Annotated in this window: 13 protein-coding genes; 7 read left to right on the top strand and 6 right to left on the bottom strand. The window is 71.0% G+C overall.

Annotation, left to right across the window (positions count from 1 at the left end; genetic code table 11):
- The first annotated feature begins 81 nt into the window (after positions 1 to 81).
- Positions 82 to 867 carry a DeoR/GlpR family DNA-binding transcription regulator gene (locus AC4BEG_RS01690; protein ID WP_490704114.1) on the top strand — a complete coding sequence of 262 codons (786 nt, stop codon included), beginning with the start codon at positions 82 to 84 and terminating at the stop codon, positions 865 to 867.
- A gap of 33 nt (positions 868 to 900) precedes the next feature.
- Here AC4BEG_RS01690 and aroQ read toward each other — a convergent pair whose 3' ends face one another.
- The gene (gene aroQ / locus AC4BEG_RS01685) at positions 901 to 1,380 is read right to left on the bottom strand and encodes a type II 3-dehydroquinate dehydratase (protein ID WP_490704113.1); all 480 of its coding nucleotides are present in this window, start codon (positions 1,378 to 1,380) and stop codon (positions 901 to 903) included.
- A gap of 148 nt (positions 1,381 to 1,528) precedes the next feature.
- Positions 1,529 to 2,968, bottom strand: coding sequence for a Gfo/Idh/MocA family protein (locus AC4BEG_RS01680; protein WP_490704112.1), 1,440 nt, complete (start codon positions 2,966 to 2,968; stop codon positions 1,529 to 1,531).
- A gap of 166 nt (positions 2,969 to 3,134) precedes the next feature.
- Between AC4BEG_RS01680 and AC4BEG_RS01675 the strand changes: the two genes are divergently transcribed.
- Together AC4BEG_RS01675 and AC4BEG_RS01670 are read left to right on the top strand one after the other, a co-directional pair.
- On the top strand, positions 3,135 to 3,515 hold the full coding sequence (locus tag AC4BEG_RS01675; protein ID WP_490704111.1) for an L-rhamnose mutarotase: 381 nt from the start codon (positions 3,135 to 3,137) through the stop codon (positions 3,513 to 3,515).
- A gap of 214 nt (positions 3,516 to 3,729) precedes the next feature.
- On the top strand, positions 3,730 to 5,310 hold the full coding sequence (locus tag AC4BEG_RS01670) for a S1 family peptidase (protein ID WP_490704110.1): 1,581 nt from the start codon (positions 3,730 to 3,732) through the stop codon (positions 5,308 to 5,310).
- A gap of 93 nt (positions 5,311 to 5,403) precedes the next feature.
- On the opposite strand, the gene AC4BEG_RS01665 is transcribed toward AC4BEG_RS01670, so the two are convergent.
- Positions 5,404 to 6,207, bottom strand: coding sequence for a uracil-DNA glycosylase (locus tag AC4BEG_RS01665; protein ID WP_490704109.1), 804 nt, complete (start codon positions 6,205 to 6,207; stop codon positions 5,404 to 5,406).
- Between the two features lie 129 nt (positions 6,208 to 6,336).
- On the opposite strand from AC4BEG_RS01665, the gene AC4BEG_RS01660 reads away from it, so the two are divergent.
- Positions 6,337 to 6,717, top strand: a complete 381-nt coding sequence (locus AC4BEG_RS01660; protein WP_490704108.1) for a hypothetical protein — start codon at positions 6,337 to 6,339, stop codon at positions 6,715 to 6,717.
- Between the two features lie 24 nt (positions 6,718 to 6,741).
- On the opposite strand, the gene polX is transcribed toward AC4BEG_RS01660, so the two are convergent.
- Positions 6,742 to 8,484 carry a DNA polymerase/3'-5' exonuclease PolX gene (gene polX / locus AC4BEG_RS01655; protein ID WP_490704107.1) on the bottom strand — a complete coding sequence of 581 codons (1,743 nt, stop codon included), beginning with the start codon at positions 8,482 to 8,484 and terminating at the stop codon, positions 6,742 to 6,744.
- A gap of 131 nt (positions 8,485 to 8,615) precedes the next feature.
- Between polX and AC4BEG_RS01650 the strand changes: the two genes are divergently transcribed.
- On the top strand, positions 8,616 to 9,764 hold the full coding sequence (locus AC4BEG_RS01650) for a baeRF2 domain-containing protein (protein WP_490704106.1): 1,149 nt from the start codon (positions 8,616 to 8,618) through the stop codon (positions 9,762 to 9,764).
- Positions 9,765 to 9,806: 42 nt separating this feature from the next.
- On the opposite strand, the gene AC4BEG_RS01645 is transcribed toward AC4BEG_RS01650, so the two are convergent.
- A complete protein-coding gene (locus tag AC4BEG_RS01645; RefSeq protein ID WP_490704105.1) occupies positions 9,807 to 10,100 on the bottom strand; it encodes a hypothetical protein in 294 nt (97 codons plus the stop codon).
- A 74-nt stretch (positions 10,101 to 10,174) separates the two neighbouring features.
- The gene (locus AC4BEG_RS01640; protein ID WP_490707335.1) at positions 10,175 to 10,990 is read right to left on the bottom strand and encodes an EamA family transporter; all 816 of its coding nucleotides are present in this window, start codon (positions 10,988 to 10,990) and stop codon (positions 10,175 to 10,177) included.
- A gap of 209 nt (positions 10,991 to 11,199) precedes the next feature.
- On the opposite strand from AC4BEG_RS01640, the gene AC4BEG_RS01635 reads away from it, so the two are divergent.
- Positions 11,200 to 12,057 (top strand): LysR family transcriptional regulator, encoded by an 858-nt coding sequence (locus AC4BEG_RS01635; RefSeq protein WP_490704104.1) that lies wholly within the window; start codon positions 11,200 to 11,202, stop codon positions 12,055 to 12,057.
- 136 nt (positions 12,058 to 12,193) lie between these two features.
- On the top strand, positions 12,194 to 13,972 hold the full coding sequence (gene gcl, locus AC4BEG_RS01630) for a glyoxylate carboligase (protein ID WP_490704103.1): 1,779 nt from the start codon (positions 12,194 to 12,196) through the stop codon (positions 13,970 to 13,972).
- Positions 13,973 to 13,985 lie beyond the last annotated feature (13 nt).

The following is a 13,985-nucleotide window of genomic DNA, read 5'->3' as shown; positions in this document are numbered from 1 at the left end:
CACACCCCATGGAGCATCCGCTTGGACATTCCGTGCAGGATGTCCGTGCGGATGGACACGAGACAGGGCTGAGGAGACGGCGTGAAGCGGCCCGAGCGCTGGAACGCCCTGCTGGAACTGCTGGCCAGGGACGGCAGGATCGAGGTCGACGAGGCGGCCGCCGAGCTGACGGTCTCCGCCGCCACGATCCGGCGGGACCTGGACGAGCTGGCGCAGCAGCAGATGCTCACCCGCACCCGTGGCGGCGCGGTCGCGCACAACCTCTCGTACGACCTTCCGCTGCGCTACAAGACCGCCCGGCGCGCCTCGGAGAAGCTGCGGATCGGGGCGGCCGCCGCCCGTCTGGTCGAACCCGGCTCGATCGTCGGCCTCAACGGGGGGACCACCACCACCGAGGCCGCCCGTGCCATCGCCACCCGCGGTGAGCTGACCGCCTCCGGCGGCGGTCCGGGCGTCACGATCGTGACAAACGCACTGAACATCGCCAGTGAGCTGGCGGTGCGCCCTCAGGTCAAGATCGTGCTCACCGGCGGGGTCGCCCGCCCCCAGTCGTTCGAGCTCATGGGGCCGCTGGCCAACGGGGTGCTCACCGAGGTCTCGCTCGATCTGGCCATCCTCGGGGTGGATGCCCTGGATGCCGCCCAGGGGGCCACCGCCCACCACGAGGGGGAGGCCAGCATCAACCATCTGATGGCCGCCCGCGCCGCGCGGGTGGCGGTCGTGGCGGACAGCTCCAAGCTGGGCCGACGGGCGTTCGCCCGGATCTGCGCGCTCGACGCGATCGATGTGCTGGTCACGGACACCGGCGCCGACGACGAACGGATCGCGCCCTACGCCGAGGCCGGAGTCCGCGTCATCAGAGCCTGATGTGTCATCAGGACCTGGTGCGTCGTCGGGGCTTTACGACGACGCCTTGGCGGCGGCGAGCAGCACGGCCGCCCGCTCCACCGCGAAGGCGTAGCCCTGGATGCCGCAACCGGCGATCACACCGTCGGCGAGCTCGGAGACATAGGAGTGGTGCCGGAACGCCTCACGCCGGTGGATGTTGGAGATATGCACCTCGAGGATCGGCATCCCGTCGCAGGTCGCCAGGGCGTCCCGCAGGGCGACGGAGGTGTGGGAGTATCCGGCGGGGTTGATGATGACGGCCGCGTGCCGCTCCCGCGCCTCATGCACCCAGTCGATCAGCTGCCCCTCGTGGTTGCTCTGGCGGCAGTCGGTGGTCAGACCGTGCGGCGCGGCGGTCTCCGCGACCAGCTTCTCGACATCGGCCAGGCTGTCCGTGCCGTAGATCTCGGGCTGACGGCGCCCCAGGAGATTCAGGTTCGGCCCGTTGAGGACCATGATCGTGGAGCGTTCGCGCACGGGGGTGATGGCCATGGCGGAGGTCCTTCCTTGGGCGTTCCGGTCTTGCATCGTAGAGCGCCGCACAGGAGTTCCGGCCATGGGACCCGTCCCGGCGGTGCGCCCGGCGCGAGAAGCCGGGACGCCACCGCCGTCGGGTTCCTCCGGGGGGCCGGGGGACGTGTCAGCCGACCGGTGGCATCTCCGTGGCGCGCGAGTCAAGACCCGCGCGGTGGTTGACCCACAGACCACGGGTGAAGTCCGGCATCGCCACCGGGCGCCCGCCCGCCGCCAGGGAGGTGACGCTCAGCGGCACGGGTGAGCACCAGGCCGCCGAGTCGTACACATCGATGTCCGGCACCAGTCCGGCGCGCATCTGCTGGACGGTGCGCCACTGAAGGATGTAGTCCATGCCGTCGTGGCCGCCGTTGGCGGCGTCGTCGGCGAGCTTCTTCCACAGCCAGTGGTCGAATTCCTTGCGGTAGGACTCGAAGTCGTGCCAGGTGTGACCGCTGTGGTCCGGCTCCAGGTATACCCGCCCGCCGGTCTTCGAGGTGCCCGTGTAGTCCTCGAAGATGCCCCGGCTGCCCGCGAGGCTGTTGATCCGGCTGTACGGGCGCGGCGAGCTGACATCGTGCTCGGCCCGTATGACACGGCCGTGTGCCGTGTCGATCAGGCAGGTGACCAGGTCACCGTTGACGTAGGTCTCCTTCCACGACGGATGCGACCGCGGGACGAACCGCTTGCGGTAGTCCGCGAGACCCCTGGGCTCGGTGGAGGTGGCCCGCAGTACGGTCATCCGGTCCCCGCGGTTGATGTCCATGGCCGCGGCGATGGGGGCCAGACCGTGCATCGCGTAGAAGGACGCGGTGCTGCGCGTATGCCACAGCCGCCGCCAGGCGTCGGTGTAGTACGTGTCCGAGAACAGCAGCTCGCGCAGATCGTGCAGATAGCCGCCGTGGCCGTTGGTGACCTCCCCGAACACACCCTCGTGCGCCATTCTGAGCATGGCGAGCTCGTTCCGTCCGTAGCAGCAGTTCTCGGACAGCATCAGATGCCGGCGGGTGCGCTCGGAGGTGTCGACGAGGTCCCACAGCTCGTCCAGTCCGGTGGCGATGGGCAGTTCGACGATGACGTGCTTGCCGGCCAGCAGGGCGGCTCTGCCGTGCTCGTAGTGGAACTCCCACGGAGTGGCGATGAAGACGAGGTCGATGGTGTCGCGCTTCAGCATCTCGGCGTACGACTGATCGGAGCCGCCGAACTCGGCGGGGCGCGGTTTGCCGAGTTCGACCAGCCGGTCGGCGGTGCGCTTGGCGCGATCGGCGCGGATGTCGCAGACGGCGGTGACCGTACAGCCGGGGATGGCGGACCAGCCCGCGGACATCTCGTGGCCGCGGTTGCCGAGCCCGATCACCGCGGTTCGGACCGTCCGGTGCGGGTCATAGGGCACGCCGATCATGGACTTCTGGCCGGGCTTCCGCTTTGGAGCGGCGGACACCATCGCCGGGGAGGCGGGTTGGGCGGACGCGGCCGTCGCCTGTGCGGTGCCCGCCGCCAGCGCACCCCCCGTGGCCAGTGCGCCACCTAAGACCAATCGACGTGAGACTGCGGGGATGTCGGGCATCAGGCATCACTCCTGGCTCTCCGTATCCGGTTGGCAGCGGGGATGACTCTGATGGTGGCGACAACGGTCTGTCAAGAGTTGCTAATTACGCGGCTCTTCCAAACAGAAACAATCATCAGGATGATCGGAACCATCATGGGTCGATCGTCGAGAGGGAGGAAGCTCGATGCGCGTGGCGTTGCACTCGGTGCTCAAAGAAGGTCGGGAAGCGGGCTACGAGGAGGTGCACGCCACGGTTCCCGCGGATCTGCTGGAGGCGCTGCGCCGGGCCGGGATCGACAACTGGCGGATCTGGCGCAGCGGACGCCATCTGTTCCACCTCGTGGACTGCGAGGACTTCGCCGCCGCGATGACGGCCCTGGACCGCGACCCGGTCAACCACCGCTGGCAGGAGTTCATCGGTCGGTACGTCGACCACTTCGAGACCACCGACGGCTCCCCGGCCGCGGCGTCGGACCGGATGGCGCTCGGCGAGGTGTGGGAGCTGCGGGCCCAGGCGGCGGCCGACGAGGCAGCCGGGGACGAGCGCGCCGGGGGAGCGGACTAGAGCGACCGGCGCGGGGAAGCGGCGGAGCTTACTCATATCGATCGCCCCCGCGCAGCGTTTCATCACAGTGTGAGTGGTGGTGAGAACGGAGTAAACGCGTCCGCGTACGACGTGGTGGCCCCGCGCGGGGGCGTGGAGGAACGCGGTCAAGCGCCTTCCTCACACGCTCGCCGCGCTCCCCCTACCGGAGGTCACTGAGTTGAGCCACCGACGTGTGAACAAGCGCAACGTTGTCGTCGCCGGAGCTGCCATCGCCGCGCTCGGGGCGGCGGTCGTCCTGCTGCCCAACGCCAATGCGAGCCCGGACAAGTCGTCGGAGGCCAAGACCTTCTCCTCCACCGCGGCGGTGAAACTCGCCCGGTCCCTCGCCACGGACCTCGGCGACAACGGCGCGGGCTGGTACTACGACAACGGCAGCCGCAAGCTCGTCATGAATGTGATGGACGAGGACTCGGCCCAGGATGTCCGCGCCAAGGGTGCCGTAGCCAAGATCGTCAAGAACAGCATGGCGGAACTGAAGGGTGCCACCAAGACACTGAGCAGTGACGCCTCCGTGGCGGGCACGGCATGGTCGATCGACCCGGTGACCAACCAGGTCAGGGTGACCGCGGACCGCACGGTGACCGGCACCAAATGGGCCACTCTGACCAAGGCCACCGACAGCATGGACGGCCTGGTCAGCGTGAAGCGGACCAAGGGTGAGTTCAAGCGCTTCGACGGCGAGGAACCGACCCAGCCGGGTGCCAACGGCGGTGCGGCCGGTGACGCCGGTGCCGGGGACGCCGGAGCGGGTGACGCGGGCGCGGGTGGCGCCGGAGGCGCTGGTGGTGCAGGTGACGCGGGCGCCGGTGGCGCGGGTGGTGCGGGTGACGCGGGCGCTGGTGGCGCGGGTGGTGCGGGTGGCGACGACGGTGCGGGTGGTGCAGGTGGCGGTGGTGACGCCGCGGGTGGTCTCGACGGCGGTGACGCCATCTTCGGTGGTGGCGCGCGGTGTTCACTCGGTTTCAACGTCACCGTGGACGGCGCCCCGGGCTTCCTGACCGCGGGCCACTGCGGCAACGCCTCGCAGACCTGGGCCTCGGACGAGGCGGGCGCCAAGCAGGTGGGCACCGTGAAGGACTCCAAGTTCCCCGAGAACGACTTCGCGCTCGTCATGTACGACGACGCCAAGACCCAGGCGTCCAGCACGGTCGACCTCCAGAACGGCAGCACCCAGAAGATCGGGCGTGCGGTCGAGGCGAGCGTCGGCCTGAAGGTGCAGCGCTCCGGCAGCACCACCGGCCTCTCCGACGGCACGGTCACCGGTCTCAACGCCACGGTGAACTACGGCAACGGCGACATCGTCAACGGCCTCATCCAGACCGATGTGTGCGCCGAGCCCGGTGACAGCGGCGGCGCCATGTTCGCCGAGGACGCGGCGGTCGGTCTGACCTCCGGCGGCAGCGGCGACTGCACCCAGGGCGGCGAGACCTTCTTCCAGCCGGTGACCGGTGCGCTCGAGGCCACCGGTGCCGTCATCGGCGACGACGCCGGTGGTGGCGGTGACGCGGGCGGCGCCGGTGGCGCCGGTGGCGCGGGTGACGACGGCGGTGCCGCGGGCGGTGCCGGTGACGCGGGCGGCCAGGGTGGCGCCGGCGGTGCGGGCGGTGCTGGTGGCGCCGGTGCCGAGGCCAACGGCGGCGCCGGTGGCGACGCGGGCGCGGGTGCCGACGGCGGAGCCGCCAACGCGGGTGCTGGTGGCGACGCGGGTGCCGGTGACGCCGGTGCCGGTGACACGGGCGCCGGACTCAACTGAGCGCGGGCGTCCCCCTGAACGAGGCCCCGGGCGCCCTCCTGCCCCAGTGCCCGGGGCCTCCCCACCGCACGTCCATCGGAACCGCCCGTAGCCTCAGTCCGCACCGGACACCGGCAGCCCGGCCGCCTCCGCGGCCGCGCGGAGCACCTCGGCCAGCATGTCCGGGGTGAGCCGTCCGGTGAAGGTGTTCTGCTGGCTCACGTGATAGCAGCCGAACAACCCCAGGGACGGGCCCCCGTCGGCCGCTCGCAGTGTTGTCCGCGCCCCGTGTACGAACACGGGGCGCGGCCGTGGCACCCGCCACCCGGCGGCGGCCAGCGCGGGCAGTACGGCCTGCCAGCCGAACGCGCCGAGCACCACAACCGAGCGCAATGTCGGCCGAAGCAGGGTGAGTTCGCGAGCCAGCCACGGGCGGCAGGTGTCCCGCTCCCCGGGGGTCGGCCGGTTGGCGGGCGGCGCGCAGTGCACCGGCGCCGTGATCCGTACGCCGCGCAGCTCGAGACCGTCCCCGCGATGGGTGGCGGTGGGCTGGCTGGCCAGACCGACGGCGTACAGCGCCGCGTACAGAAAGTCCCCGGAGCGGTCGCCGGTGAACATCCGGCCCGTGCGGTTGGCACCGTGTGCGGCCGGAGCGAGACCGACGATGGCCATCGCGGCGTCCGGCGGTCCGAATCCCGGCACCGGCCGGGCCCAGTAGTCCCAGTCGGTGAAGGCCCGGCGCTTGGTGCGGGCGGCCTCCTCCCGCCACTCCACCAGCCGTGGACAGGCCCGGCAGCGGCAGATCCGCGCGTCCAGTCCGGCGAGGTCACGGGCGCCGGGTGCCTGCCGGGCGGGCCAGGTGCCCGGATCGCCGCCGCTGCCGGCAGCGGAGTCGGTGTCACGTTCGGGATGAGCCATACGGTTTCCTGGCTGACGGTGGTGACGGACGGTCCCCGTCCGATGATGACCCCTCGCAACGCGCGGAGCACAGCGGGGAGGAAGAATGAGCCACGGCGACCATGACGACGGAAGAGGGTGACACGGGCGATGCGAGTGGGCCTGTTGCGGACGGTCGGTGCGGCCACGGCGCTCTACGGAGTGGCGGTGACGGCCTGGCCCGCGCTGCTCGCCAGACCGTCCGGGCTGGTGGACGAGCAGGGCCGTACGGAGCCCGCCACGCGTGTCTCGCTGCGCCCGCTCGGCCTGCGGGACGCGGCCAGTGGTCTCGCCATGGCCGTGGCGCCGCGCGGCCCCGCGCTGACCGCGGCCACGGTGCTGCGGATCGCCGCGGACCTCGGTGACGCCGGGCTGCTGGGCCGGACGCTGCCCGGACGTGAGCGGCGCGCGGCGGCCGTCGTCGTCTCGGTGGGCTGGGCCGCGCTGTCCGTGGCCGGTCTGCTGGCACCCGACCGCGACACCCGCCCCTGACCCGGAACCGCACCTCGGCCCGGGTCAACGGCCCGCATCGGCACGTTTCTTGCGCAGAAAGCGCCGCAGCCGGGTGAGCGACCAGGTGTTGATGACATCGTCCGTGGTGAGCCAGCCGCGCTGGGCCATGCCCACCCCGTAGCGCATATGGTCCAGATCGCGGGTGGAGTGCGCATCGCTGTCCAGCGCGAACACCACACCGTGCGACTTCGCCCGCAGGATGTTCTCGTCCGACAGATCCAGCCGGTCCGGATGGGCGTTGATCTCCAGCGCGGTGCCGGTACGGGCACAGGCGGCGAACACCTCGTCCAAGTCGGCGTCCACGCCCGGCCGTTTGCCGATCAGCCGGGTGGTGGGATGGCCGATGATGTTCACATGGGGGTTCTCACAGGCCCGTACCAGCCGCCGGGTCATGGTGTCCCGGTCCTGGCCGAACTGCGAGTGCACCGAGGCCACGCACATGTCGAAGCCCTCGAGGAAGTCGCCCGGCCAGTCCACCTCGCCGTCGGCGTCGATGTTCAGCTCCACGCCGTGCAGCAGCCGGGTGTCCCGGTGACCGCGACCCCGGTCGAGCGCGCGCAGCCGCTCCCGCTGGGCCAGCATCTTCTCCTCGGTCATCTGCTGCATGTACAGCTTCGGGGCGTGATCGGTGACGGCGTAGTAGGCGTAGCCGCGCCGCTCCGCCTTGGCGATCATGTTCTCCAGCGGTTCCAGGCCGTCGGTCAGATCGGTGTGGGTGTGCAGATCGCCGCGCAGGTCGGACTCATGGAGCAGTGCGGGCAGACTGCCCTCGAGCGCCGCCTTCACCTCGCCGCGGTCCTCGCGCAGCGTCGGCGGGATCCAGTCCATGCCCAGCCGCGCGTAGACGTCCTCCTCGCTGCGTGAGGCGATCTTCTTTCCGCTCTTGGCGTCGAAGAGGCCGTATTCGGAGAGCTTGAGACCGTGGCGGACGGCGATGGCGCGAACCCGGATGTTGTGGGCCTTGGAGCCGGTGAAGTACAGCATCCCCGCGCCCCAGGAATCCAGCGGCAGCACTCGCAGATCCACCTGGAGCCCCTTGGTGGTGCGGATCGAGGTCTTCTTCAGCCCGTGGGCGATGACCTCGGCGGTGTACGGCAGCCCGGTGAACGCGTCCATGAACGGGGCCGAATCCTCCGCCGCCACCAGGATGTCGACATCGCCGACGGTCTCCTTCATCCGCCGCAGCGACCCCGCGTACGCACACCTCTGGCAGCCGGGCACCTCCGACAGGGCGGCCACGATGTCATCGGCGACATCCATGGCATCGTGCAGCGGAATCCGGTTTCCGACGGCCCGCAGCAGCCCGATGCCATGCAGGATGTTCTCCTCGGACTTCGGCCCGAACCCCTTCAGATCGCGCAGCCTGTGCTCCTCGATCGCCTGCGCCAGCTGGTCGACCGAGGAGATCCGCAGCTCCTCGTACAGCAACATGGCCTTCTTGGGGCCGAGGGCGGGGATGGCGGTCAGCTCCCGGACCCCCGCCGGGATCGCGGCCCGTGCCTCCTCGACGGCGGGCATGGTGCCGGTCCGCAGGAATTCCACGACCTTGTCGGCGATGGACTTGCCGACATTGGGGATCTCCCGCAATCCCTTCGCGTCGAGCCGCGCCACATCGACGGGATGGCCGCCGATGGCCCGCGCGGCCTTCTCGTAGGCGCGCGCCCGGAACGCGTCCCCGCCCGTGATCAGCAGGAGATCCGCGTACTCGCGCAGGAGGGCTTCGACCTCCTCGTTGGAGCGAGCCATGAGGCGATTCTAGTCGGGTCTGGCGATCCCGGTGCGGTGGAGGGATCCTGGTGTGCAGGAATGGGACCGCGATCCGGAGGGCTTACGGGTTGGAGGTTCCGGCCGTGTGTTTCCCCGGGTTGGGGGAGGTCATGGATGTTGGTTTCCTGAAGCCGTTGTTCGATCGTCCCGGTCCGTGGGCCTGTGTCTACATGGACACCTCGCGGACGACGGAGGACGCGCTCCGGCGGCGCAAGCTGCGGGAGCGGTATGTGGCCGATCAGCTGACCGGCCAGGGCGCCGACGCCGCCACCTGCGAGGCGCTGATCGGCAGACTCGCCGGAGAGCGGGTGGGCAGGCGGTCCGCGGGCCGGGCGCTGTTCGCCGCGGACGGTGAGGTGGTGCTCGATATGCCGCTGGCCGTGTCGCCGGGCGATGTGGCCACCTCGTGGACCGCGCTGCCGAGGGTGGCGCCGCTGGCCGCCCTGCGCGGCGAGTGGCCGTCCTGCCTGCTGGCCCACGTCGACCGGGCGGGCGCCGATCTGGAGTTGCGGGACGCCGGTGGCACCCATCCGGTGTGCCACACCGCGGGCGGGGCCCCGCAGGGCCGGGGACACCGGTCCGTACCCGCCGACCGCTACGAGTGGCACTATCGCAACCGGATGGAGAACACCTGGGACCATGCCGCGGACCAGGTCGCCGAAGAGCTGATCCACCGCTGGTCGGACAGTCCCGCGCAGCTGCTGATCCTCACCGGCGACCCCCGCGAGCGCCGGGCGGTGCGCGACCGGCTGCCCGAACCGTTGCGGGAGCGGGCGGTGGAGGTGCAGCGCGGCAGCCGTGCCGCCGGAAGCTCGCGTGAGCTCCTGGAGGCGGAGATCGACCACGCCCGCGCCGAGCACGCCCGCGCCCACCTGGAGTCCGTCCTCGACGCCTTCCGCGCCGGACGCGGCCGCCCCGGCGGGCCGAGCGGCCACGACGGCAGCGCTCCCAGCGGAGCGGCGGAGGGCGTGCCCGCGGTGGTGGAGGCGATGCGCAGCCACCAGGCGGCCACGTTGCTGCTGGGGCAAGCGGGCGGCGATATGCGCCACGAGGTGTGGGTCGGCCCCGCGGCCGATCAGGTGGCGGTGCAGCGCGCCCAGGCGCGGGCGCTCGGGGTGCGCACCCCTGAGCCCGCGCGCGCGGACGACGCGCTGATGCGTTCGGCCGCGGTGGCCGACACCGAGGTGCTGCTGGTGCCCGAGGGGGTGCCCGGCCCGGCCGGTGGCCTGGGCGCGGTACTGCGCTGGCACGGCGCCTGAGCACACGAAGCCCCCCGCCGCGAAGCGATCGCGGCGGGGGGCTCAGCGACGTTCCGGCGGCATGTCATCGGCGGCCAATTCCCGCTGGCCGCCCTGTTCTGACATTCGGTCGGAATTCTCTTTTCCCGGCGAGTCCGTTACCTGAGGGAAGTTCACACTTTTGTATGCTTTCTTCAGCGCGTCGTTCCCCCGTTCACGAAAGGGGCTCCACATGCACACGATGGAGGTTCGCCCACCCGTACCCAGTCGTTCCAGCAGCAGATGGCGTCGATACGGCAGGCTCGCCGCGGCGCATTTCGTCCGCGGCGCGTCGTACGCATGCGGCACCGCGGCCATTGGCCTGATGGCGTGGTGGGTGCAGACCCACTAGCTTCCCCGCCGACGCGTCACCCGACGCGTCACCCGACGCGTCACCCGGCGCGGCGCCCCGACGCCAGGACGCTGACCGCGTTGCTCACCACGACGGCGGCGATGGCCGCCCAGGAGCTCCACGTCAGTGACTCGCCCAGCACGACCAGCCCCACCACGGCGGCCAGCACCGGGTTGACGCTCATGAAGATCCCGAAGAACCGCGCGGGCACCCGCCGCAGAGCCTGCACATCGCTGAGGAACGGCACGGCGGAGGACAGCACCCCCGCGACGGCCGCGCAGGCCAGCGCCGGTCCGGTCGGCGGATGGCGGAGCAGGACCACGATGCCGACGGGCAGGAACAGCAGCCCCGAAAGACCGGCCGCGGCCGCCGAGCCCTCGGCTCCCGGCAGTCTGCGCCCGATCGTCCCGTTCAGCAGGATGTAGGACGCCCAGCACACGGCGGCCAGCAGTCCGAGGCCGATACCCAGGTAGTCCGTGGACGGCTGCGGCCGGGTCAGGGTCACCACTCCGGCCGCGGCGATCAGCGCACACCCCAGGTCCACCGCCTGGCGGGAACCGGCCAGCGCCACCGCCAGCGGGCCGAGGAACTCCAGCGTCACCGCGAGTCCCAGGCCCACCCGGTCGATCGCGCTGTACAGCGACAGATTCATCGTGGCGAACACCGCCGCCAGCAGCAGCACCGGCCGCCACTGCCGGGCGGTGAACGACCGGAGGCGCGGCCGTCCGACGGCCAGCAGCACCACCGCCGCCACCCACTGCCGTACCGCCACCACACCGGCCGGGCCGATCACCGGGAAGGCCAGCGCGCCGATGGCGGCACCGGTCTGGTTGGACAGCCCGCTGCCGCACATCATCGCGATCCCCGCGAGGCGGCGGCCCCCCTCGCCCCCGTCGCCCCCGGTGGAATCCGTCGTCCCGGCTCCCTCGAGCCCGTTCCCGACCCCGGCCCGGGGGTCGGCCTGAACCGTTCGTCGCCCGCGCGTCATCGTCCGCATGTGCCGAGCGTGGGACCGCACCGTCCTTTCGCATAATGCATGAGACGCGCTGTTCATACGCTTGGGTTATGCATCTCGAACTACGCCAGCTCCGCTGCCTCGTCGCGATCGTGGACGCGGGCAGCTTCACTGACGCCGCCATCGACCTGGGCGTCTCCCAGGCCGCCGTCTCCCGTACCCTCGCCTCGCTCGAGGCCGTGCTCGGCGTACGGCTGCTGCGCCGCACCAGCCGGGAGGTGGTGCCCACCGCGGCCGGTACCCAGGTGCTCTCCCGGGCCCGTCGGCTGCTGGCCGAGGCCGACGACCTGGTGCGGGAGGCCGCCACCGGGCACAGACGACTGCGGATCGGCCACGCCTGGTCGGCCATGGGCCGCCACACCCTGGAGTTCCAGCGCCGCTGGCCCACCGCGCGCCCCGACGTCGAACTGCACCTGGTGCGCACCAACTCCGCGACGGGCGGGCTGGCCGAGGGCGCCTGCGACATCGCCGTGGTGCGCACCGAGCCCGAGGACCGGCGGATCGAGAGTGTGGTGGTCGGGCTCGAACGGCGCTACTGCACGATGGCGGCGGACGACCCGTGGGCGCGCCGCCGTTCCATCCGGCTCGCCGAGACCGGTGAACGCACCCTGGTCGTCGACCGGCGCACCGGCACCACCACCGCCGATCTGTGGCCGCCGGACCGCCGTCCGGCCATGGAGTACACCCAGGACGTCGACGACTGGCTCTCCGTCATCGGGACCGGCCGCTGCATCGGGATCACGGCCGAGTCCACCGTCACCCAGTACCCGCGGGCCGGGATCGTGTTCCGGCCGCTGCGGGACGCCGCGCCCATCCCGGTGCGGCTCATCTGGTGGCGGGACGACCCCCATCCGGCCGCCCCCGCCGCCGTGGCGCTGCTGACCGACCTCTACCGCCGGGAGGGCTGAGCCGCCCGGTACGCGCCTCTTGACGGGCTGCCTTCGCCCATGGACCATCTTTCCGTCAAGCAAAATTGAGATTCCGCGATACGGAATTCGATGCGGAATATGTGCGAAGAACCGGTCCGACCCCAGGAGCAACCTCATGGCGCGCATGACCGCGGCTCGGGCAGCGGTGGAGATCCTGAAGCGTGAAGGCATCACCCACGTCTTCGGCCTCCCCGGTGCGGCGATCAACCCCTTCTACGCCGCGATGCGCGGCGACGGCGGCCTGACCCACATCCTCGCCCGGCATGTCGAGGGCGCCTCGCACATGGCCGAGGGCTACACCCGTGCCAGGGCCGGGAACATCGGGGTGTGCGTGGGCACCAGCGGACCGGCCGGGACCGACATGATCACCGGGCTGTACTCGGCGGGCGCCGACTCGATCCCGATCCTGTGCATCACCGGCCAGGCACCGGTGGCCGCCCTGCACAAAGAGGACTTCCAGGCGGTCGACATCGCCTCGGTCGCCGGGCCGCTGACCAAGATGGCGATGACCGTCCTCGAACCCGCCCAGGTGCCGGGCGCGTTCCAGCAGGCGTTCCACCTCATGCGTTCCGGACGGCCCGGTCCGGTGCTCATCGATCTGCCCATCGACGTCCAGATGGCCGAGATCGAGTTCGACCCGGACACCTACGCGCCGCTGCCCGTCTACCGGCCATCGGCGACCCGGGCCCAGATCGACAAGGCCCTGCGGATGCTCCAGTCCGCCGAGCGGCCGCTGATCGTCGCGGGCGGCGGGGTGGTGGGCGCCGACGCGTCCGCACACCTGGTCGAGTTCGCGGAGCTGACCGGGGTCCCGGTGGTGCCCACCCTGATGGGCTGGGGATCCATCCCCGACGACCATCCGCTGATGGCCGGCATGGTCGGCCTCCAGACCTCCCAGCGGTACGGCAACGCCACCCTGCTGGAGTCCGACTTCGTGCTGGGCATCGGCAACCGCTGGGCCAACCGCCACACCGGTGGCATCGACACCTACACCCGGGGCCGGACCTTCGTCCATGTGGACATCGAACCCACCCAGATCGGCCGGGTGTTCGCGCCCGACCTCGGGATCGTCTCCGACGCCGGGGCCGCCCTGGAGCTGTTCGTCACCGCCGCCCGTGAGCTCCGGCGCACCGGCGCGCTCAAGGACCGTTCCGCCTGGGCCGGTAGCTGTTTGCGGCGCAAGGGCTCCCTGCTGCGCAGAACCCACTTCGACGATGTGCCGGTCAAACCGCAGCGTGTCTACGAGGAGATGAACCGGGCCTTCGGCCGCGAGACCCGCTATGTCAGCACCATCGGCCTCTCCCAGATCCAGGCCGCCCAACTGCTGCATGTCTACCGCCCGCGGCACTGGATCAACGCCGGTCAGGCCGGTCCGCTGGGCTGGACCGCCCCGGCCGCGCTCGGGGTGGCGACGGCCGATCCGGACGCCACCGTGGTGGCGCTCTCCGGCGACTACGACTTCCAGTTCATGATCGAGGAACTGGCCGTGGGGGCGCAGTTCCGCATCCCGTACATCCATGTGGTCGTCAACAACGCCTATCTGGGCCTGATCCGCCAGGCCCAGCGCGGCTTCGACATGGACTTCTGCGTCCAGCTCTCCTTCGACAACGTCAACGCCCCCGAGCTGGGCGGCTATGGCGTCGACCATGTGAAGGTCGTCGAGGGGCTTGGCTGCAAGGCCATCAGGGTCCATGAGCCGCAGGACATCCTCCCCGCGCTGGAGGAGGCCGAGAAGCTGATGGCCGAGTACCGGGTGCCGGTGATGGTGGAGATCATCCTCGAACGTGTCACCAACGTGGCCATGGGCACCGAACTGGACAACGTCATCGAGTTCGAGGAACCGGCCACCACCCCCGGCCACGCTCCGACCGCCGTGCACACCGCCCTCGGCTGAACCGGGCGCGGCG

The sequence above is a fragment of the Streptomyces sp. JLBJ103 genome (assembly GCF_058215575.1).
The sequence above is the reverse complement of the archived record's forward strand: the minus strand, read 5'-3'. Positions and strand labels throughout refer to the sequence as shown.